Origin of the sequence: Gimibacter soli (genome assembly GCF_028463845.1) — a bacterium.
GTDB classification, from domain to species: Bacteria; Pseudomonadota; Alphaproteobacteria; order Sphingomonadales; family Kordiimonadaceae; genus Gimibacter; species Gimibacter soli.
The window spans coordinates 1,633,149-1,655,056 of sequence record NZ_CP116805.1; the positions used below are offsets into that span (position 1 = coordinate 1,633,149).

Sequence of the window (21,908 nt, forward strand, 5' to 3'; positions counted from 1 at the left end):
TATACGATTTTTGAAGAATCTTCTTCGAATCCCCTTGTCAGTGCCGATTAGGTGTTATACATAACTAATACACCGGCACGATAGATCACCGAAACAGAGTGACAGCGAGCCGGACGGGATAAAGGCAAAAGCCGGCCCGGGTTGAGACAACGAGGAAGTAAAGAGTTTGCCAAGAAGCCGATAGCGAGGAAACAGGCCCAAGGCAGCAAGCCCCGAAAAGAGGGCATCAAGTGGGCAGCGGGCCCGGAGACAACAGAAACCGGGTCCGCCGCCAAAAACAAACAAACGAACGACAGCAACATCAAAAACCGGGGCAAAGCCCCGAAGATAGCGAGGAGAGATACAATGAACACGACTTACAATTTCAGCAGCGTGAAACGTTCCATCCGCCGCAGCCGCCGCCTGGCGCGCCGGACCGACCTGAATAACAAGGGTTTTGCCCCGGTATCGCACGCAGCCTGAACCTGCCGCAGCCATCGCGCTAGAACGCTAACAGGAGGGACAGGAATATGACGCCGGATTGGACGGACGAACAACCGATCTACCGGCAGCTCCGGGACAAGGTAGTAACAGCGATCATGGAAGGGTCGCTCCGCGAGGGAGAGGCTCTTCCATCCGTCCGTAACGTCGCCGTTGATCTGTCGATCAACCCGATTACTGCCTCAAAAGCCTATCAGGAGCTGGTCATGGAAGGTTTGGTTGAAAAACGCCGCGGGCTCGGAATGTTCGTGGTTGAAGGGGCGCAATCGAAGCTGATGGAAGCCGAGCGCACCCGTTTTCTGAATGAAGAATGGCCCCGTGTGATGGAAGTGATCCGGCGGCTCGGCCTCAGTGCCGAAGACCTGCTGAAATCGACCGGCGGCGGCCAGACGGGGAGGACACAATGACAGAAATCCTTATCAAGGCACGCGGCGTCGGAAAGCGCTTCAACGGCTTCACCGCGCTCAAGAATGTCAATATCGACATTCCGGTCGGCCGTATCGTCGGCCTTATCGGGGCCAACGGCGCCGGCAAAACCACCCTTCTGAACGCCATCCTCGGCCTTGCCTCCTACGAGGGCCAGCTTGAGGTCCTGGGGCTTGATCCCTCCAAAGATCGTGGCCAACTGATGCAGGATGTCTGCTTCATCGCCGACGTGGCAACGCTGCCGAAATGGATGACCGCCGGCCAGGTGATCGATTATGTGGCCTCCATCCATCCGCGCTTCCACCGTGAAAAGGCGATGGATTATCTGGCCCGCACCTCGATCCCCCTCGACCGCAAGGTCAAGGCGCTGTCGAAAGGCATGACGGTGCAGCTGCACCTTGCCGTGGTGATGGCAATCGACGCGAAGCTTCTGGTGCTTGACGAGCCGACCCTTGGCCTCGACATCCTGTTCCGGAAGAAATTCTACCAGAATCTCCTCGAAGATTATTTCGACGAGGAACGCACCATCCTCATCACCACCCACCAGGTGGAAGAGGTGGAGCATATCCTCTCTGACGTGATCTTCATCAAGGGTGGCGAGATCGTCCTCACTGCCGAAATGGATGAACTGACGAGCACCTATACGGAGCTCATGGTCGCACCGGGCAAGGAAGACGAAGCCCGCGCAATGGGACCCATCCGCACCGGCACGAGCTTCGGCCGTACCACCTGTGTCTATGCAAACAAGGACCGCGCAACGCTCGGTAGCCTCGGCGAAACCCGCCGGCTTGGACTTGCCGACATCTTCGTGGTCACCATGACGGGAGAAGGGCAATGAACACGATGAAAGCCCTGATTAAACGCGAGTATCTTGAAGGCTGGAACTATTATGTCCGCCTGCCGGCGATCCTGCTGGCGCTGACCATCTTCTTCGTCGTCCTGACGGTGATGGGGGTTGGTAACGTCCAGTTCGGCGATATGGACATCCGCAACATCGAGAGTTTCGGTGAAGCCCTGACGCTGGCGCAAGCCAAGGAAAGCGACCAGTTGCCTGCCGCCATCACCCTCGGTTACTGGGCGATGAGTGCACTTGCCTGGGGGGCGCTGCCCTTCGTGGTCTTCTTCTCGCTCCTCGGTACGCTCTATGAAGAACGCCGCGATCGCTCGATCCTGTTCTTCAAGTCGCTGCCGGTGACCGACTGGCAGGAAGTGCTGGCCAAGCTTGTGACCATCGTGATCATCGTTCCTATCGGTTTCTTCGCGATCATCATGACGGCGCATATCCTGACCGCCATGCTGCTTTCGGGTGTTGCCCTTGTGCAGGGTGGTCCGGTGTCGGTCCTGTGGCCGCTGGGTACGATGATCGGTGGCTGGGTGGCGTTCGGCGCCTACTATATCCTGGCGATCCTGTGGGCGCTGCCGCTTCTGGCCTGGGTGCTGGCTGTGTCGGCCTATGCGAACCGCGCACCCTTCCTGTTCGCAGTCCTGCCGCCGATCGTGGTGATGGTTGCCGAGGAAGTCTTCTTCGACAGCAACTACTTCCTGGAATGGGTCGGCCTGCATATGGGCGGCTGGCAGGGGCTGGTGTTCGAAGTGGTGCACGGCAACGTGGATATCGACGGCCCGGCTGACATCCTGCGCTACCTGACTACCGGCGAGATGTTCCAGGGCTTCCTGAGAAGCTTCGTCCAAGTCGAGTTCCTGTTCGGACTTCTGGTTGCTGCCGGCTTCATCTACGCCTCGGTCCGGCTCCGCCAGCGCTCGCTCTGACAGATATCAGGGAAGAAAAGGGGAAATACGATGCAAACCGCAGTTATGAAAGAAAGCAGTGTAAAGGCCCTTGAGGCCGCAGGTTTCCCGGTCAGCCTTCTGGCCCACGCCGCAAAGGCCCGCCAGGCCAAGGAAACCAAAGAGACAACCAAGCACTAAGGTTCACTTCCAAGCACTCGACGAGCCGCCTCCGGGCGGCTCTTTTCTTTTGTGGGGAGCTAGGCGCCGTCAGGAGACCAGCCTTTTTCCGGCATTTCAAACCCGTCGAAGCTGAAGCCGGGGGCGACAGTGGCTCCAACGAGCGTCCAGCCACCTTCGGCGTTCGAGCGCTGCCAGACGCCGGCGGGCACCAGAATCTGCGGGCGTTCGCCGGCGGCGAAATCATTGCCCAGCCGGTGGGCCGTCTTGGCGCTACCATCGCCCGCTGCGGTTTCAATGGTCAGCGGGGCGCCGGCATACCAGTGGTAAATTTCGTCGCCGTCGGTGCGGTGCCAGCGTGAAAACTCCCCGCCTTCGAGGAGATAATAGATGGCCGTCATATGGCCGCGGCCTTCGGGGCCTTCGGCGTGGCGGTAGGTGCGGCGGTAGTAGCCACCCTCGGGATGGGGCTCAAGTCCGAGGGCATCGATGATGGTGCGGGCGTCGGTCATACAGGGTCAGTCCTTGCGGCCGCGCATGCCAAGCTCGTAAAGCGCGATGGCGGCGGCGTTCGATACATTGAGGCTTTCGACAAGCCCGCTCATGGGGATGCGGGCGATCATGTCGCAGTGCTTGGCAACAAGCGGGCGAAGGCCTTTGCCTTCGGAGCCCATCACGATTACGATATTCTGGCCGAGGTTGACGTCGGCAAGCTCGGTCTCGGTATCGCCGTCGAGCCCGACATGCCAGTAGCCCATCTCTTTCAGTTCATCGAGGGTGTGCGACAGGTTGCCGACCCGCATCCAGGGCAGGCTTTCAAGCGCACCGGATGCCGAGCGGGCCAGCACGCCGGATTCGTGCGGGCTGTGCCGGTCCTGCGTGATCAGGGCGCGGGCGCCGAGGGCGGCAGCCGACCTGAGGCAAGCGCCAACGTTGTGGGGGTCGGTCACCTGATCCAGCATCAGGATGATATTGGGGCGGCCGTCTTCAGGCGTCAGTTCGTCAACCGAATGGCCGGGCAGGGGACGCACCTCGAGCACGATGCCCTGATGCGGCGAATCCGTGGGCACAAGCCCCGAGAAGAGAGAATCGTCTTCGGCATTGACGACCGGCAGGCGCGGCCAGCGGTCTTTCACGATGCCGGCGGTTTCGGCGGCGCGCGGGGCAGCGATCAGGCGCAGGGCTTCGCGCTCCGGATTCGCGGCGGCGGCTTCCACCGCATGGCGGCCATAAAGGAAGATGCTGTCGCTTGAAAGCGGGCGCAGGCTGGCGGTCTTTTCCGGTCGCTCGGTGCGCTCGGGCCGTGGCGGGCGAGGGCCGCGCTGCTCGCTGCGCTGGTCAGTGCGCTTGTCGTCCCGATAGGGCGGGCGCGGGCCTTTGCGGGTGTCGTGTCGGGGCTTGCCCGGACGATCCTTCTTGTCACTCATGGCCGCGGTCTCCTTGTGCATCCGGCCTGACTTGGCCGCTTTTGCCGAAGCGGGTCAAGCGCTTTTCAAAAAATGCGGAAAAGGTTCCAAACACATGTTGACATGCCCCGATATATAAGCATATTGCGGCCTCACCGCCGGGCCCGAGTTCTGGTCCGAACGGTAGTTTCGCGGAGGGGTGGCCGAGTGGTTAAAGGCACCAGACTGTAAATCTGGCCGCGTACGCGTACACAGGTTCGAATCCTGTCCCCTCCACCACTTCTCTCCCCATGGATCGCCGTGTGGGAGAGTTTTGCATTATCGGCGTCCGCGCCGGTGGTGCTGAAGCGAAGTGGGTTCTCTCGGGTGATGCGGGTGTAGCTCAATGGTAGAGCAGAAGCCTTCCAAGCTTACGACGAGGGTTCGATTCCCTTCACCCGCTCCAGAGATCTCCATTTCCGCATATTTAAGCTTCTGGCAGAAATGCCGTCCATGATGGGCGCAGCTGCCATGGGATCAACCGAATACGCGCATAGGGTTTCGCCCCGGCGCGGTTGCTTGTAGAGGTTAACGGGCAATGGCTAAGGCTAAATTTGAGCGGACCAAACCGCACTGCAACATTGGTACGATTGGTCACGTTGACCATGGCAAGACGACGCTGACGGCTGCGATCACGAAAGTGCTTGCTGAGACTGGCGGCGCGGCGTTCATGGACTATGCGAACATCGACAAGGCACCGGAAGAGCGCGAGCGTGGCATCACGATCTCGACCGCCCACGTTGAGTATGAGACGCCTGCGCGTCACTATGCACACGTAGATTGCCCGGGCCACGCTGACTATGTGAAGAACATGATCACGGGTGCCGCCCAGATGGACGGCGCGATCCTCGTAGTGAACGCCGCTGACGGCCCGATGCCGCAGACCCGCGAGCACATCCTTCTTGCTCGTCAGGTTGGTGTACCGGCGCTTGTTGTTTACATGAACAAGGTCGACCAGGTTGACGACGAAGAGCTCCTGGAGCTCGTCGAGATGGAAATCCGTGAGCTTCTTTCGGTTTACGACTTCCCGGGCGACGACATTCCGGTTGTCAAGGGTTCGGCTCTGGCCGCTCTCGAAGGCCGTGACGACAATATCGGTAAAGACTCGATCAAGGCTCTGATGGACGCTGTTGACAGCTACATCCCGCAGCCCGAGCGCGCCATCGACGGTGCCTTCCTGATGCCGGTTGAGGACGTGTTCTCGATCTCGGGTCGTGGTACGGTTGTGACCGGTCGCGTCGAGCGTGGCATCGTGAAAGTCGGCGAAGAGATCGAAATCGTCGGTATCCGTGACACCCAGAAGTCGGTTGTGACCGGCGTCGAGATGTTCCGCAAGCTTCTGGACCAGGGCCAGGCTGGTGACAACATCGGTGCTCTCCTGCGTGGTATCGGCCGTGAAGACGTCGAGCGTGGCCAGGTTCTGGCTCACCCCGGCACGATCAAGCCGCACACCCAGTTCACGGCAGAGACCTATATCCTGTCGAAAGACGAAGGTGGCCGTCACACGCCGTTCTTCGCCAACTACCGTCCGCAGTTCTACTTCCGTACGACGGACGTGACCGGCACCATCGCTCTGCCCGAAGGCACCGAGATGGTCATGCCGGGTGACAACATCACCCTGACGGTCGAACTGATCGCGCCGATCGCCATGGACGAAGGCCTCCGCTTCGCTATCCGCGAAGGCGGCCGTACCGTCGGTGCAGGCGTTGTGGCCAAAATTCTCAAGTAATCTTGCTTGAGTGCAAGCGGGCCGGAGCATGCTCCGGCCCGTTTCTCTTTCGCCTTTCCGGAAGCTTTTCCGGGGCGGGTGAAAGTTGCGGGTGAATTTGGGGGAGCTTCCCAAAAAACACTTGCAAGGCAGCGCGGTGAAGGCTACACCGCGACGCCTGACCGGCGTAACCGGTCGGTGGCGGCGAGCCCCGAAAATGGTTCGTCAGCGCGCGTCACGCCAGATAGGGGCGTAGCTCAGTTGGTAGAGCACCGGTCTCCAAAACCGGGTGCCGGGGGTTCGAGTCCCTCCGCCCCTGCCAGTGACGCAAGCGAAAGGGTGGCCAGCCCTGCCAAAAAGGCCAGGAAAAGGATGCGTCTGCGCGGCGCCGAGTGATCGGAAGCCGGACGCGACAAAATAGGGCGAAGGACCGTATCGCTGCCGGGAGGCGGCGGGAGGACCTATCCGCCCTGATGGTATGAGGACGGCAAGCTATGACGAAAACCACACCGGGTGAATTCGTCCGTCAGGTACGGCAGGAAGGCGCCAAGGTAACCTGGCCGACCCCCCGTGAAACGACGGTTACGTCGGTCATGGTCTTTATCATGGTTGTCGTCATGGCGATCTTCTTCCTGGGCGTCGATTTCATTCTGAATGCCGGGGTCCAGTGGATCCTGGGCCTGGGGGCATAAGACGATGAGCAAGGCTCGCTGGTATATCATTCACGCCTATTCGGGCTTCGAGAAGAAGGTGGCTGCGGCCATCCGTGAACAGGCTGCGCAACAGGGTCTTGAGGCCCTCGTTGAAGAAGTCGTTGTTCCGACCGAAGAGGTTGTCGAGGTCCGCAAGGGCAAGAAAGTCAAAGCCGAGAAGAAATTCTTCCCCGGCTATGTGCTGATCAAGATGGTGCTGACCGACGACACCTACCACGTCGTGAACAGCAACCCGAAAGTGACCGGCTTCCTCGGGCCGCAAGGCAAGCCGAGCCCGATTTCGGAAGAAGAGGCTGCCCGCATTCTCCACCAGGTGGTGGAAGGCGTCGAGCGCCCGCGTCCGAATATCGTTTTCGAGGTGGGCGAGGAAGTGCGCGTCGTCGACGGCCCGTTCACCTCGTTCGTCGGCCATGTGGAAGACGTGGACGAAGACAAGGCCCGGCTCAAGGTGTCGGTCTCGATCTTCGGTCGCGAGACCCCGGTCGAACTGGAATATGCGCAGGTCGAAAAGGTCGCCTGAGGCGACATTTACCCTGTGAAACGAAATCCGGCTGCTTCGGCAGTCCGGGTGTGAGGCGCGGGAGGCCATGCCATTGGCCGTACCGCGCGTCCTTAGAGCGCCAGCCCCTGACAGGGCGGGCATTGTTGAAAGGAAAGAGAAATGGCCAAAAAGATTACCGGCTATATCAAGCTGCAGGTGAAAGCCGGCCAAGCTAACCCGTCCCCGCCGATCGGCCCTGCGCTCGGTCAGCGTGGCGTGAACATCATGGAATTCTGCAAGGCGTTTAACGCCAAGACGCAAGGTATGGAGCCGGGCATGCCCCTGCCGACCATCATCACCGTCTATGCAGACCGTTCGTTCACCTTCATCACCAAGACTCCGCCGGCGAGCTACTTCCTGAAGCGCGCCGCGAAGATCAACTCGGGCTCCAAAGCTCCGGGTCGTGACACGGCTGGCACGGTTACCCGCGCCCAGCTGCAGGAGATTGCGGAAGCCAAGATGGTCGACCTGTCGGCCAACGACGTGGATGCCGCTATCGCCATTATCGAAGGTTCGGCCCGCTCGATGGGCCTGAAGGTGGAGGGCTAATCCATGGCTAAAGTAGCAAAGCGCATGGCGAAAGCCTGGGACGGTCTTGACCGTGAGAAGCTCTACACGGTTGCTGAAGCCGTTGCCGAGCTGAAGTCGCGCACCGCCGTCAAGTTCGACGAGACCATCGAAGTTTCGATGAACCTCGGTGTTGACCCCCGCCACGCCGACCAGATGGTCCGCGGCGTTGTTGCCCTGCCGCACGGCACCGGCAAGACCGTTCGCGTTGCCGTCTTCGCTCGTGGTGCCAAGGCTGAAGAAGCCAAGGCAGCGGGTGCTGACCTCGTGGGCGCCGAAGACCTGATGGAAATCATCCAGAAGGGCGAGATCGCGTTCGAGCGTTGCATCGCGACCCCGGACATGATGGGCGTTGTCGGCCGTCTCGGTAAAGTGCTCGGCCCGAAAGGCCTGATGCCGAACCCGAAACTCGGTACCGTGACCATGGACGTCAAGGCTGCTGTTGAAGCTGCCAAGTCGGGCCAGATTGAATTCCGCGTCGAAAAGGCCGGTATCATTCACGGTGGCGTTGGCAAACTGTCGTTCGACGAAGCCAAGCTCGTCGAGAACGTTTCGGCCTTCATCGACGCAGTGGTCAAGGCCAAGCCGTCGGGCGCCAAAGGTACCTACGTCAAGAAAATCGCCATGTCCTCGACCATGGGTCCGGGCCTGAAGATTGACGTCGCGTCGCTGAACGCGTAAAGAGTTTGCACCGGACTGTCCCTAGAGGCAGCCCGGTGCGACCGCTTGGGCGCCAGGAATTCATGTAATTCCATTGGCGTTTCAAGCGTTTGACTGTCCGAGATTACAGGTGCTCCGGTAAGGGCTTGCCCGAATCGGTGTTTAAAAGAAGCAGGGCTCGCGGGCCTGCAGCCTGTATGAGACGGGGTTGGAGATTGAACATCTCCCCGGAATTTCCGTTCCTGGGAATGGTCGCCGCGGTTCTCCAAGGTTGGGATGTCCCGCCTGCATACCCCCGGACAGGGGAGTGCATCCGATGCCTTTCAGGCGCGGATGCGTGGCTCAAAGTGAATGAGGACGTGGTTCCTTCGGGAATACGGCCTCGCAATCGGAGACGAGAGAGTGGAAAGAGCCGAAAAGCAGGCGCTGGTCGCATCCCTGCACGAGGTCTTCTCTGACGCTGCGTCGGTTGTTGTCGTTCATTACGACGGCCTGACTGTAGCTGAGATGACCAACCTGCGTGCACGTATGCGTGAAGTTGGTGCCAGTTTTAAAGTGACCAAAAACCGGCTGACTCGTCTCGCGCTCAAAGGCACTGAATACGAAGGTATCGGTGACCTGCTGACTGGTCCGACGGCCATCGGCTATGCGGCTGACCCTGTTGCCGCACCCAAAGCCATTGCTGCCTTTGCCAAGGAAAACGAAAAGCTTCGTATCCTCGGTGGCGGCATGGGTTCGACGGTGCTGGACATCAATGGTGTCAAGGCGCTCGCCGATCTTCCGTCGCTCGACGAACTTCGTGGCAAGCTTGTGGGTCTCCTGCAAGCTCCGGCCCAGAAGCTCGCCGCAGTTACGCAGGCTCCGGCCGGGCAACTCGCCCGTGTCTTCGGTGCCTACGGCGCGAAAGACGCAGCCTAAGCAGAAACTGGACCGGGTGGCCATGGCCGCCTGACCGAACCGCATACGTAACAATCGCAGGTCCCGTATCAACCTTGGGACCGAATTGACTGGAGTGAACCAAATGGCTGACCTCGCCAAGATCGTTGAAGAACTGTCGGCACTGACCGTCCTGGAAGCTGCTGAACTGTCGAAACTGCTCGAAGAGAAGTGGGGCGTTTCCGCTGCTGCACCGGTAGCTGTTGCTGCTGCTGCTGGCCCGGCTGCTGCCGCTGCTGAAGAGAAAACCGAATTTGACGTGATCCTCGCTGCTGCTGGCGACAACAAGATCAACGTCATCAAAGAAGTCCGTGCCATCACCGGCCTGGGCCTCAAGGAAGCCAAAGACCTCGTCGAAGGCGCTCCGAAGCCCGTTAAGGAAGGCGTTGCCAAAGCTGAAGCTGAAGAGCTCAAGAAAAAGCTCGAAGCTGCTGGCGCGAAAGTCGAACTCAAGTAATTTCTTGGGTTCTTTGAAGTCGGGGTCGGGAACGAAATTCGTTCCCGGCCTTTCGGCGTCCTGATAGGGCAGGGACGTTAAAAACAGGCTCTCCTTCGGGCAGCAGGCCCGATTGTACCGGATTTTTCTGAGGTTTGGGCTTGACCCCAAGCCTCGCTAGGCGGCCCCCCGGGCTGTCCCCCCGATGCGGGATGGACGGGCGCGGCGTAACTCAAGGGACGAGGCGAAGCATGGCGACTTCATTCACCGGTCGTAAGCGCGTGCGCAAAGACTTTGGTCGGATTGCGGAAGTAACCCGTATGCCGAACCTGATCGAGGTGCAGAAGCAATCCTACGATCAGTTCTTCAAGCCGGGAGCAACGGAAGAAGAACGGCTGGGTTCCGGTCTGGAAAAAGTGCTGCGGTCGGTATTCCCGATTCAGGACTTCTCGAGCACCGCTTCGCTCGAGTATGTGAAGTACGAACTCGAAGACCCGAAATATGACGTGGACGAGTGCCAGCAGCGCGACATTACCTATGCCGCCCCGCTTCGCGTCACCCTGCGTCTGATCGTGTTCGAGGTGGATCCTGATACCGAAGCCAAGTCGGTTCTCGATATCAAGGAACAGGACGTCTATATGGGCGACCTTCCGCTGATGACCGACAATGGTACCTTCGTGATCAACGGCACCGAGCGCGTGATCGTGTCCCAGATGCACCGTTCGCCCGGTGTGTTCTTCGACCACGACAAGGGCAAGACCCACTCGTCGGGCAAGTTCCTGTTCGCTGCTCGCGTCATTCCTTACCGCGGTTCGTGGCTCGACTTCGAGTTCGATGCGAAAGACATCGTCAACGTCCGTATCGACCGTCGCCGCAAGCTGCCGGCAACCTCGCTCCTTTATGCCCTCGGCATGTCGAGCGAAGACATCCTCCAGTATTTCTACGCGACCGCGACCTATCGCCGCGTGGAAGGTGGCTGGCGTGTGCCGTTCCGTGCCGACGCATGGCGCGGCAAGAAGCCGGCGTTTGACCTTGTCAATGCCGACACCGGTGAAGTGATTGCCGAAGCTGGCGCCAAGATCACCCCGCGCCTTGCCAAGAAGCTCGAGACCTCGAAGGTTGAAGGCATCCTGCTGCCGGCTGAAGAGATCGTTGGCAAATATGCCGCAGCCGACATCATCAACGAGAAAACCGGCGCCATCTTCATCGAAGCTGGTGACGAATTCTCGGCCGCGACCCTCGAAGCGCTGGCCGCTGCCGGCTTCGACGAAATCTCGGTTCTCGAAATCGATGATGTCACCGTCGGTGCCTACATCCGCAACACGCTGAAAGCCGACAAGGTGGAAACCACCGATGGCGCGCTGGCAGAGATCTACAAGGTTATGCGTCCCGGTGAACCGCCGACCAAGGAAACCGCAGAAGCCCTGTTCTACGGCCTGTTCTTCGATCCCGAGCGTTACGACCTTTCGGCGGTCGGTCGCGTGAAGATGAACATGCGCCTTGGCGTGAACTGCGAAGACACCATCGGTACGCTCCGCCGCGAAGACATTCTGTCGACCGTGAAGACGCTCGTTGAGCTGAAAGACGGCCGCGGCGAGATCGACGACATTGACCACCTCGGCAACCGCCGTGTGCGTTCGGTCGGCGAACTGATGGAAAACCAGTATCGCATCGGCCTGCTGCGCATGGAGCGCGCGATCCGCGAGCGCATGTCGTCGGTCGATATCGATACCGTGATGCCGCATGACCTCATCAATGCGAAGCCGGTTGTGGCTGCTGTTCGTGAATTCTTCGGCTCGTCGCAGCTGTCGCAGTTCATGGACCAGACCAACCCGCTTTCCGAGATTACCCACAAGCGTCGTCTTTCGGCTCTCGGGCCGGGCGGTCTGACCCGCGAACGCGCAGGCTTCGAAGTCCGCGACGTACACCCGACGCACTATGGCCGTATCTGCCCGATCGAGACGCCAGAAGGCCCGAACATCGGTCTGATCAACTCGCTCGCTACCTATGCGCAGGTCAACAAGTACGGCTTCATCGAAAGCCCGTACCGCAAGGTGATCGACGGCAAGGTCTCGAACGAAGTGATCTATCTGTCGGCTATGGAAGAGAGCAAGTTCACGGTCGCCCAGGCGAACGCTGCCCTCACCGAACAAGGCGCCTTTGCCGATGATCTCGTCTCCTGTCGTCAGGCCGGTGAATTCATCATGGCCCAGCCGCAGACGATCGACCTTATGGACGTATCGCCGAAGCAGCTTGTGTCTGTTGCTGCCGCGCTCATCCCGTTCCTCGAGAACGATGACGCGAACCGCGCACTCATGGGGTCGAACATGCAACGTCAGGCCGTGCCGCTTGTCCGCGCCGAGGCGCCGTTCGTCGGCACCGGCATGGAGAAGGTTGTGGCGCGGGATTCGGGTGCAGCGATTGCTGCCCGCCGTACCGGTATCGTCGAGCAGGTGGACGCCACCCGTATCGTGATCCGTGCGACGGAAGACGTTGATCCCGGCAAGTCGGGCGTTGACATCTACACGCTCGCCAAGTTCCAGCGGTCGAACCAGAACACCTGTATCAACCAGCGTCCGCTGGTGAAGGTGGGCGATTCGATCCTGAAGGGCGACATCATCTGTGACGGCCCGTCGACCGAACTGGGCGAGCTTGCCCTTGGCCGTAACGTGCTCGTCGCGTTCATGCCCTGGAACGGCTACAACTTCGAGGATTCGATCCTCATTTCCGAGCGGATCGTGAAGGAAGACGTCTTCACCTCGATCCATATCGAGGAATTCGAAGTGATGGCCCGCGACACCAAGCTCGGGCCGGAAGATATCACCCGCGACATTCCGAACGTTGGTGAGGAAGGCCTGAAGAACCTCGACGAAGCCGGTATTGTTTATATCGGTGCCGAAGTTCACCCGGGCGACATCCTCGTCGGCAAGATCACGCCGAAGGGCGAAAGCCCGATGACGCCGGAAGAGAAACTCCTCCGCGCCATCTTCGGCGAGAAGGCTTCGGACGTTCGCGATACCTCGCTGCGCCTGCCGCCGGGGGTTTCGGGTACTGTTGTGGAAGTTCGCGTGTTCAACCGTCACGGTGTGGACAAGGACGAACGTGCGCTCACGATCGAGCGTCAGGAAATCGAACGCCTGACCAAAGACCGTGAAGACGAACGCGCGATCCTCGAGCGCAACATCTACAGCCGCCTGAAGCCGCTCCTCGTTGGCAAGACGATCACGTCGGGTACCAAGGAGATGAAGAAAGGCACGGTTGTGACCGAAGAAGGCCTGGCCGAGCTGAAGCGCATCACCTGGTGGGACCTCGCCGTGGACGACGAGTCCTCGATGCGCGACATCGATGCGCTCAGGAAACAGTTCGACGAAAGCAAAGGCGCCCTGCAGCGTCGCTTCGACGAGAAGATCGAAAAGCTGCAACGCGGCGACGAGCTTCTGCCGGGCGTGCTGAAGATGGTCAAGGTCTTCGTTGCCGTGAAGCGCAAGCTTCAGCCGGGCGACAAGATGGCAGGCCGTCACGGCAACAAGGGTGTGATTTCGCGCATCCTGCCGCAGGAAGACATGCCGTACCTCGAAGATGGTACGCCGGTCGATATCGTTCTGAACCCGCTGGGCGTGCCGTCGCGCATGAACGTCGGTCAGATCCTCGAGACCCACCTTGGCTGGGCATCGCGTGGTCTTGGCCGTCAGATCGACGCCAAGCTCGAAGCGGTTCGCCACGGCAAGGACAAGGCTGACAGCCTGCGTAGCATGTTCAAGGACATCTACGGCGAAGGCCAGTACGACAGCGAAATCTCTGAACTGTCGGACGATCAGGTCGTCGAGCTTGCCGGTAACCTGACGAACGGTGTGCCGATGGCAACGCCGGTATTCGATGGTGCCGGTGAAGCCAACGTCGTGGAGCACCTGAAACAGGCAGGCCTCGATACGTCGGGTCAGGTCGATCTTTACGACGGCCGTACCGGCGAGAAGTTCGACCGCAAGGTAACCGTGGGCTACATCTATATGCTGAAGCTGCACCACCTTGTTGACGACAAGATCCACGCCCGTTCGATCGGCCCCTACAGCCTTGTTACCCAGCAGCCGCTTGGTGGTAAGGCCCAGTTCGGTGGCCAGCGCTTCGGGGAGATGGAGGTCTGGGCACTGCAGGCGTATGGCGCAGCTTACACCCTGCAGGAAATGCTCACCGTCAAGTCGGACGACGTGGCAGGCCGTACCAAGGTCTACGAAGCCATCGTCAAGGGCGACGACACGTTCGAAGCCGGCATTCCGGAATCCTTCAACGTACTTGTGAAGGAAATGCGGTCGCTGGGCCTCAACGTGGAGCTCATTTCGGGCGCCGAATAAGACGCGATGGGCCGGGGTTCGCTCCGGCCCTCCCGCCGGCGGATAGAACCGCTAGCGGCCACTTGATTTGGAAGGCGAACGGGGACGCTCTATCATCCCCGTCACAAACCGAGAGAGACGCCGGACATGAACCAGGAAGTGATGAAATACTTCAACCCGAGCCAAAAGCCGGAGACGTTCGACCAGATTCAGATTTCGATTGCCTCGCCGGAACGTATCCGTTCCTGGTCGTTTGGCGAAATCAAGAAGCCGGAAACGATCAACTATCGTACCTTCAAGCCCGAGAAAGACGGCCTCTTCTGTGCCCGCATCTTCGGCCCTGTGAAGGATTACGAATGCCTTTGCGGCAAATACAAGCGCATGAAGTATCGCGGTATCATCTGCGAGAAGTGCGGCGTTGAAGTTACCCTGTCGAAAGTTCGCCGGGAGCGCATGGGTCATATCGACCTCGCTGCCCCCGTTGCGCACATCTGGTTCCTGAAATCGCTCCCGAGCCGCATCGGCCTTCTGCTCGACATGACGCTGAAGGATCTCGAGCGCGTTCTGTATTTCGAATATTATGTCGTCATCGAGCCGGGCCTGACCCCGCTGAAGCAGTTCCAGCTTCTGTCGGAAGAAGACTTCTACCGTGCGCAGGACGAATACGGCGAAGACAGCTTCACCGCCGGCATCGGCGCCGAGGCGATCCGCAAGCTTCTTGAAGCCCTCGACCTTGAAGGCGAGCGCGAGAAGCTGATCGTCGAGCTGGCCGAGACCAAGTCGGAGCTGAAGCCGAAGAAGATCGTCAAGCGCCTGAAGGTCATCGAGAGCTTCCTCGAATCCGGCAACCGTCCGGAATGGATGATCCTCACCGTGATCCCGGTCATTCCGCCGGAACTGCGTCCGCTTGTTCCACTTGATGGCGGCCGTTTCGCCACGTCGGACCTGAACGACCTGTATCGCCGTGTGATCAACCGGAACAACCGCCTGAAGCGCCTTATCGAGCTGCGTGCACCGGACATCATCATCCGTAACGAGAAGCGGATGCTGCAGGAAGCCGTTGACGCCCTCTTTGACAACGGCCGCCGTGGTCGCACCATCACCGGCGCCAACAAGCGTCCGCTGAAGTCGCTTTCTGACATGCTGAAAGGCAAGCAGGGCCGCTTCCGCCAGAACCTTCTTGGCAAGCGCGTCGACTATTCGGGCCGTTCGGTCATCGTGGTGGGCCCGGAGCTGAAGCTCCACCAGTGCGGTCTGCCGAAGAAGATGGCGCTTGAGCTCTTCAAGCCGTTCATCTATTCGCGCCTCGACAAGAAAGGCATCGCCACCACCATCAAGGCGGCGAAGAAGCTTGTTGAAAAAGAACGCCGTGAGGTCTGGGATATCCTCGATGAGGTGATCCGCGAGCATCCGGTCATGCTGAACCGCGCGCCGACCCTGCACCGTCTGGGCATTCAGGCGTTCGAGCCGGTCCTGATCGAAGGCAAGGCGATCCAGCTGCACCCGCTCGTCTGCTCGGCCTTCAACGCCGACTTCGACGGTGACCAGATGGCTGTTCACGTGCCGCTCTCGATCGAAGCCCAGCTTGAAGCCCGCGTCCTGATGATGTCGACGAACAACATCCTGTCGCCCGCAAACGGCAAGCCGATCATCGTTCCGTCGCAGGATATCGTTCTCGGTATCTATTACATGACCATGGAACGTCAGGGCGATGTTGGCGAAGGCAAAGCCTTCGGCACGCTCGAGGAAGTGCAGTTCGCCCTGGATAACAAGGCGATCACCCTGCATTCCAAGATCCAGGCTCGTACCACGATCATGAACAAGAAAGGCGTCATCGAGACCGTCCGTATCGAGACGACCCCGGGCCGCCTGATCCTGTCGCAGCATCTGCCGAAGCACCCGAAAGTGCCGTTCAGCCTGATCAACCGTCAGCTGACGAAGAAAGAGATCACCGAGGTGATCGACGTCGTTTACCGCCACTGCGGCCAGAAAACGACCGTCCTCTTCGCTGACGGCATCATGGGGGAAGGTTTCCGCCGCGCTTGTGCAGCGGGTATTTCGTTCGGCAAGGACGACATGATCATCCCCGAAGCCAAAGAAAAGCTGGTTGATGATACCCGTGCGCTCGTCAAGGAATATGAAGAGCAGTATCAGGACGGTCTCATCACCCAGGGCGAGAAATACAACAAGGTTGTAGACGCATGGGCACAGTGCACCGACAAAGTCGCAGACGCGATGATGAAGGGCATGGAAGCCGTGAAGTTCGACGATCAAGGCCGTCAGGGCAATGTGAACTCGGTCTTCATGATGGCTCACTCGGGTGCGCGGGGTTCGGCTGCCCAGATGAAGCAGCTCGCCGGTATGCGCGGCCTGATGGCCAAGCCGTCGGGCGAGATCATCGAGACGCCGATTATCGCAAACTTCAAAGAAGGCCTGTCGGTTCTCGAATACTTCAACTCGTCGCACGGCGCCCGTAAGGGTCTTGCCGATACCGCACTGAAGACCGCGAACTCGGGTTACCTGACCCGTCGTCTCGTGGACGTCAGCCAGGACTGCGTCATCACCACCACCGACTGCGGCACGCAGAACGGCATCACCATCACCGAGGTTTCGGAAGGTGGCGACGTACTTGTGCCGCTGGCCGAGCGTATCCTTGGCCGCTGTGTGGCTGTGGACGTGAAGCATCCGATCACTGGCGACATCCTGTATGAAGCCGGTACGCTCCTCGACGAGGTTGCGTCGGACGCGGTTGAAACTGCCGGTGTTTCGGAAGTGAAGATCCGTTCGGTTCTCACCTGCGAAACCAAAGGCGGCGTCTGTGGCAAATGCTATGGTCGTGACCTCGCTCGCGGTACCCCGGTCAACCACGGCGAAGCCGTCGGCGTGATCGCGGCCCAGTCGATTGGTGAACCCGGTACCCAGCTCACCATGCGTACGTTCCACATCGGTGGTGCGGCACAGGTGAACGCGGAATCGGCGATTGAATCGTCGGCTGACGGTTCGGTTCGCATCGACAACCGCAACGTCATCGTTGACAGCAAGGGCCGCAAGGTCGTGATGAGCCGTAACCTCGAGGTTGTGGTTCTGGGCGACGACGGCCGCGAGCGTGCGAAGCACCGTCTCGCTTACGGCGCGCACCTCATGAAAGACGAGGGCGACATGGTGGTGAAGGGCGAGAAACTCGCCGAGTGGGATCCCTATACGATCCCGATCATCACCGAACAGTCGGGTATTGTGCGTCTGGTTGACCTTGTTGAAGGTATTTCGGTCAAGGAAGTCATCGACGAAGCTACGGGTATTACCTCGAAGCTCGTGACCGACTGGCGTTCGGCGCCGAAGGGTTCGGACCTGCGTCCGCGCATCACCCTCCGTGATGAAAGCGACAAGGTTGTCGAGCTCGCCAACGGCACCGAAGCCCGTTACTTCCTGTCGGTCGATGCCATTCTGTCGGTTGAAGACGGCCACCGTGTGTCGGCGGGTGATGTGATTGCCCGTATTCCGCGCGAAGCTGCCAAGACCCGCGATATTACCGGTGGTCTGCCCCGCGTGGCCGAGCTCTTCGAAGCTCGCCGCCCGAAAGACCATGCGATCATCGCAGACATGGACGGTATCGTCGAATTCGGCCGCGACTATAAAAACAAGCGTCGCATCATCATCCGTCCGCGTGACGGCGAAGGTGAGCCGATCGAATATCTGGTCCCCAAAGGCAAGCACATTGCCGTTCAGGAAGGTGATTTCATCCAGCGTGGTGAATATCTGATCGACGGTAACCCGGCACCGCATGACATCCTGCAAGTTCTGGGTGTCGAGGCGCTGGCTGCTTACCTCGTTCGCGAGATCCAGGACGTCTATCGTCTGCAGGGCGTGAAGATCAACGACAAGCACATCGAGGTGATCGTTCGCCAGATGCTGCAGAAAGTCGAGATCACGTCGTCGGGCGACAGCACCTTCCTGATCGGTGAGCAGGTTGATCGTGAAGAGTTCGAGGAAATGAACGCGAAACTGGAAAGCCAGAGCCGCCTGCCGGCAAAAGGCCATCCGATCCTCCTCGGCATCACCAAGGCAAGCTTGCAGACCCGCAGCTTCATCTCGGCCGCGTCGTTCCAGGAAACGACCCGCGTCCTGACCGAAGCCGCAGTCGCTGGCAAGAAAGACAAGCTCGTTGGCCTGAAGGAAAACGTGATTGTGGGTCGCCTGATCCCGGCCGGTACCGGTTCGGTGGTCAACCGCCTGCGTCACGAAGCCCAGAAGCGCGACACCATTGCCCAGTCCCAGATGGACGACGAAGTGGTGACGGCACCGGCGCCGGCCGAAGCACCGGAAGCTACCCCGGAAGCCTGAGCGGCACTGCGCTGAAAGAATGAAGAAAGGGCCTGCCAATATGGTGGGCCCTTTCGTTTTTCGGGGGTGAAAACCGATTCTGGCAGGCGAGGGGAAGTGGCAGGGTAGTTTCGGGCCCGGACCCTTGGAAAGTTGCCACTTTGGGACAGCCCCGGACACAAAGTTGCGCGACCCCTTTTTTCATTGACGCTCAAGGGCGCCGGGGTTATAAGGCGCACCTCGCTAGGGCCCAGGTGGTAGTGTTTCCGCGCTAGACGCTGGGGTTTGCTAGCTTTGAAAAGACATCGAATTATCACGGGCGGCCTTGCCGGAGAGAAAAATATCTCTGGACAAGGCGGTTTTGCTGCATATGTGGTCGCCCGAGTAATGGTGGAAGAGAAAAACGGCAAAGGATCGACATGCCTACCATTAACCAGCTAGTCCGGAAGCCCCGTCAGGCTCCGGCCACCCGTAACAAGGTGCCGGCTCTTGAAGCCAACCCGCAAAAACGTGGCGTTTGTACCCGCGTTTACACGACGACCCCGAAGAAGCCGAACTCGGCACTTCGTAAAGTTGCCCGCGTGCGCCTCTCCAACGGCCACGAAGTAACGAGCTACATCCCAGGTGAAGGCCATAACCTGCAGGAGCACTCCGTAGTGCTGATCCGCGGCGGCCGTGTAAAAGACTTGCCGGGTGTGCGTTACCACATTCTGCGCGGTGTCCTTGATACGCAAGGCGTGTCGGCCCGTCGTCAAGCCCGTTCGAAATACGGCGCGAAGCGTCCGAAATAAGGTCGAGAGAGGAATACCGCAATGTCTCGTCGTCATAGTGCAGAAAAGCGCCAGGTTCTTCCCGATCCCAAGTTCGGTGATATCGTCCTGGTGAAATTCATGAACAGCCTCATGCTGGATGGTAAGAAATCCACTGCAGAACGCATCGTTTACGGTGCCCTCGAGAAAGTCGAGGGTCGCGCCAAGACCGATCCGCTCGTGCTGTTCCACGAAGCTCTCGATAACGTAAAGCCGGCCATCGAGGTCCGTTCCCGCCGTGTTGGTGGTGCGACGTACCAGGTTCCGGTTGAAGTGCGTTCGGACCGCAGCCAAGCGCTGGCCATTCGCTGGCTCATCGCTGCTGCCCGCAAGCGCAACGAAACCACGATGGTTGACCGCCTGTCGGGCGAGCTTCTGGATGCCGCCAACAACCGTGGCGCTGCCGTGAAGAAGCGTGAAGACACGCACCGCATGGCAGAGGCCAACAAGGCCTTCTCGCATTATCGCTGGTAATCAGTAAGATCGTTCAAGGAAATCCAATCCATGGCACGCAAATCCCCCCTGGATCGTTACCGTAACATCGGTATCATGGCGCACATCGACGCCGGCAAAACCACCACGACCGAGCGTATTCTTTATTACACCGGCCGTAGCCACAAAATCGGCGAAGTGCACGATGGCGCTGCTACCATGGACTGGATGGAGCAGGAGCAAGAGCGCGGTATCACCATTACCTCGGCTGCTACCACCTGCTTCTGGAAAGATCACCGCATCAACATCATCGACACCCCCGGCCACGTTGACTTCACGATTGAAGTAGAGCGTAGCCTCCGGGTGCTCGATGGTGCTGTTGCTGTATTTGACTCGGTCGCCGGCGTTGAGCCGCAGTCCGAGACCGTATGGCGTCAGGCTGACAAATACCACGTGCCCCGCATGTGCTTCGTCAACAAGATGGACCGTATGGGCGCGAACTTCGAGCGTTGCGTCGACATGATCGTCAAGCGCCTCGGCGCCAAGCCGCTCGTCATCCAGCTGCCGATCGGCGCTGAAAGCGATTACGAAGGCCTGATCGACCTCATCAAGATGAAAGAGGTTATCTGGAAAGGCGAAGACCTCGGTGCATCGTTCGAGTATGTCGATATTCGCGACAGCCTGAAGGACGCCGCTGAAACCGCCCGGATGGAAATGATCGAGCTTGCAGTAGAAGCCGATGAAGCCCTGATGGAAAAATACCTCGAAGGTGAGGAAGTCTCGGAAGAAGAACTGCTCGGCGCAATCCGCAAGGGTACCTGCGACCTGCTGTTCGTTCCGGTCCTCAACGGTACCGCGTTCAAGAACAAGGGCGTTCAGCCGCTCCTCGACGCCGTTATCGCCTTCATGCCGAGCCCGGTTGACGTTCCCGCCATCCGTGGTATCGACCCCAAAGACGAAAGCGAAATCAAGCGCAAGTCGTCGGACGACGAGCCCTTCTCGGCTCTCGCCTTCAAGATTATGAACGACCCCTTCGTAGGCTCGCTCACCTTCGCCCGTATCTATTCCGGCGTTCTCGAGGCTGGCACCCAGGTGACCAACTCGGTGAAGGGCCACAAGGAAAAGATCGGCCGTATGCTTGAAATGCATGCGAACAACCGTGAAGACGTGAAAGAAGCCCGCGCAGGCGACATCGTTGCTCTCGCTGGCCTCAAGAACACCACCACCGGTGACACCCTCTGCGCCAACAACTCGATCGTTGTTCTCGAGCGTATGGAATTCCCGGATCCGGTTATCGAAGTGGCTGTTGAGCCGAAGTCGAAAGCCGACCAGGAAAAGATGGGCCTCGCCCTCAACCGTCTGGCGCAGGAAGATCCGTCGTTCCGCGTGAAGTCGGACGAAGAATCGGGCCAGACCGTGATCGCCGGCATGGGCGAACTGCACCTCGAGATCATCGTTGACCGTATGCGTCGCGAATTCAAAGTCGAGTGCAACGTGGGCGCCCCGCAGGTTGCTTACCGCGAAACCTTCGCCAAAGAAGTCGAGCTTGACTACACCCACAAGAAACAGTCGGGTGGTTCGGGTCAGTTCGGTCGCGTGAAGATCGTTGTTGCACCGGGCGAGCGTGGTTCGGGCTTCGTCTTCAAAGACGAAATCAAGGGCGGCTCGATCCCCCGTGAATATATCCCGGCCGTTCAATCGGGTATCAAGGACGTTGCCGAAAGCGGCGCGCTCATTGGCTTCCCGATCATCGACTTCTCGGTCCGCCTGATCGACGGTGCTTACCACGACGTTGACTCGAGCGCCCTCGCGTTCGAAATCGCCGGTCGCGGTGCAGCCCGTGAAGCGGCCCAGAAAGCCGGCATCAAGCTTCTCGAGCCGATGATGAAAGTTGAAGTCGTGACCCCCGACGAGTATGTCGGCGACGTCATCGGCGACCTCAACCGTCGTCGCGGCCAGATCCAGGGCTCGGAAACCCGTGGTCCTGCAACGGTAGTCAACGCGATGGTTCCCCTCGCGAACATGTTCGGCTATGTGAACGACCTGCGTTCGTTCAGCCAGGGCCGCGCTCAGTTCTCGATGGTGTTCGATCACTATGCTGACGTACCGGCTCACGTGGCTGACGAACTGAAAACGAAGCTCGCGGGCTAAGAACAACAATAACCGGAACTAATTATGGATCCCCGATAAGGGGCCGAT

At 59.5% G+C, this 21,908-nt stretch carries 18 protein-coding genes and 3 tRNA genes; 19 read left to right on the forward strand and 2 right to left on the reverse strand.

The window, feature by feature from the left end; translation table 11 throughout:
* Window positions 1-509 precede the first annotated feature (509 nt).
* The 4 genes from PH603_RS07545 to PH603_RS07560 are packed head-to-tail and all read left to right on the forward strand — an operon-like array spanning window position 510 to window position 2,835.
* Window positions 510-887: a GntR family transcriptional regulator gene (locus PH603_RS07545; RefSeq protein ID WP_289505458.1), complete on the forward strand. Its 378-nt coding sequence runs from the start codon at window positions 510-512 to the stop codon at window positions 885-887.
* Window positions 884-1,744, forward strand: a complete 861-nt coding sequence (locus tag PH603_RS07550; RefSeq protein ID WP_289505459.1) for an ABC transporter ATP-binding protein — start codon at window positions 884-886, stop codon at window positions 1,742-1,744. The genes PH603_RS07545 and PH603_RS07550 overlap by 4 nt, the downstream gene beginning before the upstream one ends.
* Entirely contained in the window at window positions 1,741-2,676 is a 936-nt protein-coding gene (locus tag PH603_RS07555) for a hypothetical protein (RefSeq protein WP_289505460.1), read from the forward strand. The genes PH603_RS07550 and PH603_RS07555 overlap by 4 nt, the downstream gene beginning before the upstream one ends.
* A gap of 30 nt (window positions 2,677-2,706) precedes the next feature.
* Window positions 2,707-2,835 (forward strand): hypothetical protein, encoded by a 129-nt coding sequence (locus PH603_RS07560; RefSeq protein WP_289505461.1) that lies wholly within the window; start codon window positions 2,707-2,709, stop codon window positions 2,833-2,835.
* Window positions 2,836-2,894: 59 nt separating this feature from the next.
* Here the strand turns inward: PH603_RS07560 and PH603_RS07565 are convergent, their stop codons facing one another.
* Together PH603_RS07565 and rlmB are read right to left on the reverse strand one after the other, a co-directional pair.
* A complete protein-coding gene (locus PH603_RS07565) occupies window positions 2,895-3,326 on the reverse strand; it encodes a cupin domain-containing protein (protein WP_289505463.1) in 432 nt (143 codons plus the stop codon).
* A gap of 6 nt (window positions 3,327-3,332) precedes the next feature.
* Window positions 3,333-4,241, reverse strand: a complete 909-nt coding sequence (gene rlmB / locus PH603_RS07570; protein ID WP_289505464.1) for a 23S rRNA (guanosine(2251)-2'-O)-methyltransferase RlmB — start codon at window positions 4,239-4,241, stop codon at window positions 3,333-3,335.
* Window positions 4,242-4,413: 172 nt separating this feature from the next.
* Here rlmB and PH603_RS07575 point away from each other — a divergent pair.
* From PH603_RS07575 to fusA, 15 genes are all read left to right on the forward strand, one after another.
* Window positions 4,414-4,499, forward strand: a tRNA-Tyr gene (locus PH603_RS07575).
* Window positions 4,500-4,591: 92 nt separating this feature from the next.
* Window positions 4,592-4,665, forward strand: a tRNA-Gly gene (locus PH603_RS07580).
* Between the two features lie 132 nt (window positions 4,666-4,797).
* Window positions 4,798-5,988: an elongation factor Tu gene (tuf, locus tag PH603_RS07585; RefSeq protein WP_289505465.1), complete on the forward strand. Its 1,191-nt coding sequence runs from the start codon at window positions 4,798-4,800 to the stop codon at window positions 5,986-5,988.
* 225 nt (window positions 5,989-6,213) lie between these two features.
* Window positions 6,214-6,289, forward strand: a tRNA-Trp gene (locus PH603_RS07590).
* Window positions 6,290-6,461: 172 nt separating this feature from the next.
* Complete coding sequence (secE, locus tag PH603_RS07595; RefSeq protein WP_289505467.1) at window positions 6,462-6,659, forward strand: preprotein translocase subunit SecE; 198 nt, start codon at window positions 6,462-6,464, stop codon at window positions 6,657-6,659.
* Window positions 6,660-6,663: 4 nt separating this feature from the next.
* Complete coding sequence (gene nusG, locus PH603_RS07600; protein WP_289505469.1) at window positions 6,664-7,200, forward strand: transcription termination/antitermination protein NusG; 537 nt, start codon at window positions 6,664-6,666, stop codon at window positions 7,198-7,200.
* Window positions 7,201-7,341: 141 nt separating this feature from the next.
* Complete coding sequence (gene rplK / locus PH603_RS07605; protein WP_289505470.1) at window positions 7,342-7,770, forward strand: 50S ribosomal protein L11; 429 nt, start codon at window positions 7,342-7,344, stop codon at window positions 7,768-7,770.
* Window positions 7,771-7,773: 3 nt separating this feature from the next.
* A complete protein-coding gene (gene rplA / locus PH603_RS07610; RefSeq protein WP_289505471.1) occupies window positions 7,774-8,469 on the forward strand; it encodes a 50S ribosomal protein L1 in 696 nt (231 codons plus the stop codon).
* Window positions 8,470-8,850: 381 nt separating this feature from the next.
* On the forward strand, window positions 8,851-9,366 hold the full coding sequence (gene rplJ / locus PH603_RS07615; RefSeq protein WP_289505473.1) for a 50S ribosomal protein L10: 516 nt from the start codon (window positions 8,851-8,853) through the stop codon (window positions 9,364-9,366).
* A 103-nt stretch (window positions 9,367-9,469) separates the two neighbouring features.
* The gene (gene rplL, locus PH603_RS07620; protein WP_289505475.1) at window positions 9,470-9,841 is read left to right on the forward strand and encodes a 50S ribosomal protein L7/L12; all 372 of its coding nucleotides are present in this window, start codon (window positions 9,470-9,472) and stop codon (window positions 9,839-9,841) included.
* A 230-nt stretch (window positions 9,842-10,071) separates the two neighbouring features.
* Entirely contained in the window at window positions 10,072-14,169 is a 4,098-nt protein-coding gene (gene rpoB, locus PH603_RS07625; RefSeq protein ID WP_289505476.1) for a DNA-directed RNA polymerase subunit beta, read from the forward strand.
* 126 nt (window positions 14,170-14,295) lie between these two features.
* Window positions 14,296-18,489 carry a DNA-directed RNA polymerase subunit beta' gene (gene rpoC, locus PH603_RS07630; RefSeq protein ID WP_289505478.1) on the forward strand — a complete coding sequence of 1,398 codons (4,194 nt, stop codon included), beginning with the start codon at window positions 14,296-14,298 and terminating at the stop codon, window positions 18,487-18,489.
* A gap of 398 nt (window positions 18,490-18,887) precedes the next feature.
* On the forward strand, window positions 18,888-19,259 hold the full coding sequence (gene rpsL, locus PH603_RS07635; protein ID WP_289505480.1) for a 30S ribosomal protein S12: 372 nt from the start codon (window positions 18,888-18,890) through the stop codon (window positions 19,257-19,259).
* 21 nt (window positions 19,260-19,280) lie between these two features.
* A complete protein-coding gene (gene rpsG / locus PH603_RS07640) occupies window positions 19,281-19,751 on the forward strand; it encodes a 30S ribosomal protein S7 (RefSeq protein WP_289505482.1) in 471 nt (156 codons plus the stop codon).
* A gap of 30 nt (window positions 19,752-19,781) precedes the next feature.
* Window positions 19,782-21,860, forward strand: a complete 2,079-nt coding sequence (gene fusA / locus PH603_RS07645; protein ID WP_289505484.1) for an elongation factor G — start codon at window positions 19,782-19,784, stop codon at window positions 21,858-21,860.
* Window positions 21,861-21,908: the final 48 nt, after the last annotated feature.

Excerpts from the sequence above, each read along its gene's own strand:
- PH603_RS07545 (WP_289505458.1), top strand. The coding sequence starts at position 510 with ATGACGCCGGATTGGACGGACGAACAACCGATCTACCGGCAGCTCCGG.
- PH603_RS07550 (WP_289505459.1), top strand. The coding sequence starts at position 884 with ATGACAGAAATCCTTATCAAGGCACGCGGCGTCGGAAAGCGCTTCAAC.
- PH603_RS07555 (WP_289505460.1), top strand. The coding sequence starts at position 1,741 with ATGAACACGATGAAAGCCCTGATTAAACGCGAGTATCTTGAAGGCTGG.
- PH603_RS07560 (WP_289505461.1), top strand. The coding sequence starts at position 2,707 with ATGCAAACCGCAGTTATGAAAGAAAGCAGTGTAAAGGCCCTTGAGGCC.
- PH603_RS07565 (WP_289505463.1), bottom strand. The coding sequence starts at position 3,326 with ATGACCGACGCCCGCACCATCATCGATGCCCTCGGACTTGAGCCCCAT.
- rlmB (WP_289505464.1), bottom strand. The coding sequence starts at position 4,241 with ATGAGTGACAAGAAGGATCGTCCGGGCAAGCCCCGACACGACACCCGC.
- tuf (WP_289505465.1), top strand. The coding sequence starts at position 4,798 with ATGGCTAAGGCTAAATTTGAGCGGACCAAACCGCACTGCAACATTGGT.
- secE (WP_289505467.1), top strand. The coding sequence starts at position 6,462 with ATGACGAAAACCACACCGGGTGAATTCGTCCGTCAGGTACGGCAGGAA.
- nusG (WP_289505469.1), top strand. The coding sequence starts at position 6,664 with ATGAGCAAGGCTCGCTGGTATATCATTCACGCCTATTCGGGCTTCGAG.
- rplK (WP_289505470.1), top strand. The coding sequence starts at position 7,342 with ATGGCCAAAAAGATTACCGGCTATATCAAGCTGCAGGTGAAAGCCGGC.
- rplA (WP_289505471.1), top strand. The coding sequence starts at position 7,774 with ATGGCTAAAGTAGCAAAGCGCATGGCGAAAGCCTGGGACGGTCTTGAC.
- rplL (WP_289505475.1), top strand. The coding sequence starts at position 9,470 with ATGGCTGACCTCGCCAAGATCGTTGAAGAACTGTCGGCACTGACCGTC.
- rpoB (WP_289505476.1), top strand. The coding sequence starts at position 10,072 with ATGGCGACTTCATTCACCGGTCGTAAGCGCGTGCGCAAAGACTTTGGT.
- rpoC (WP_289505478.1), top strand. The coding sequence starts at position 14,296 with ATGAACCAGGAAGTGATGAAATACTTCAACCCGAGCCAAAAGCCGGAG.
- rpsL (WP_289505480.1), top strand. The coding sequence starts at position 18,888 with ATGCCTACCATTAACCAGCTAGTCCGGAAGCCCCGTCAGGCTCCGGCC.
- rpsG (WP_289505482.1), top strand. The coding sequence starts at position 19,281 with ATGTCTCGTCGTCATAGTGCAGAAAAGCGCCAGGTTCTTCCCGATCCC.
- fusA (WP_289505484.1), top strand. The coding sequence starts at position 19,782 with ATGGCACGCAAATCCCCCCTGGATCGTTACCGTAACATCGGTATCATG.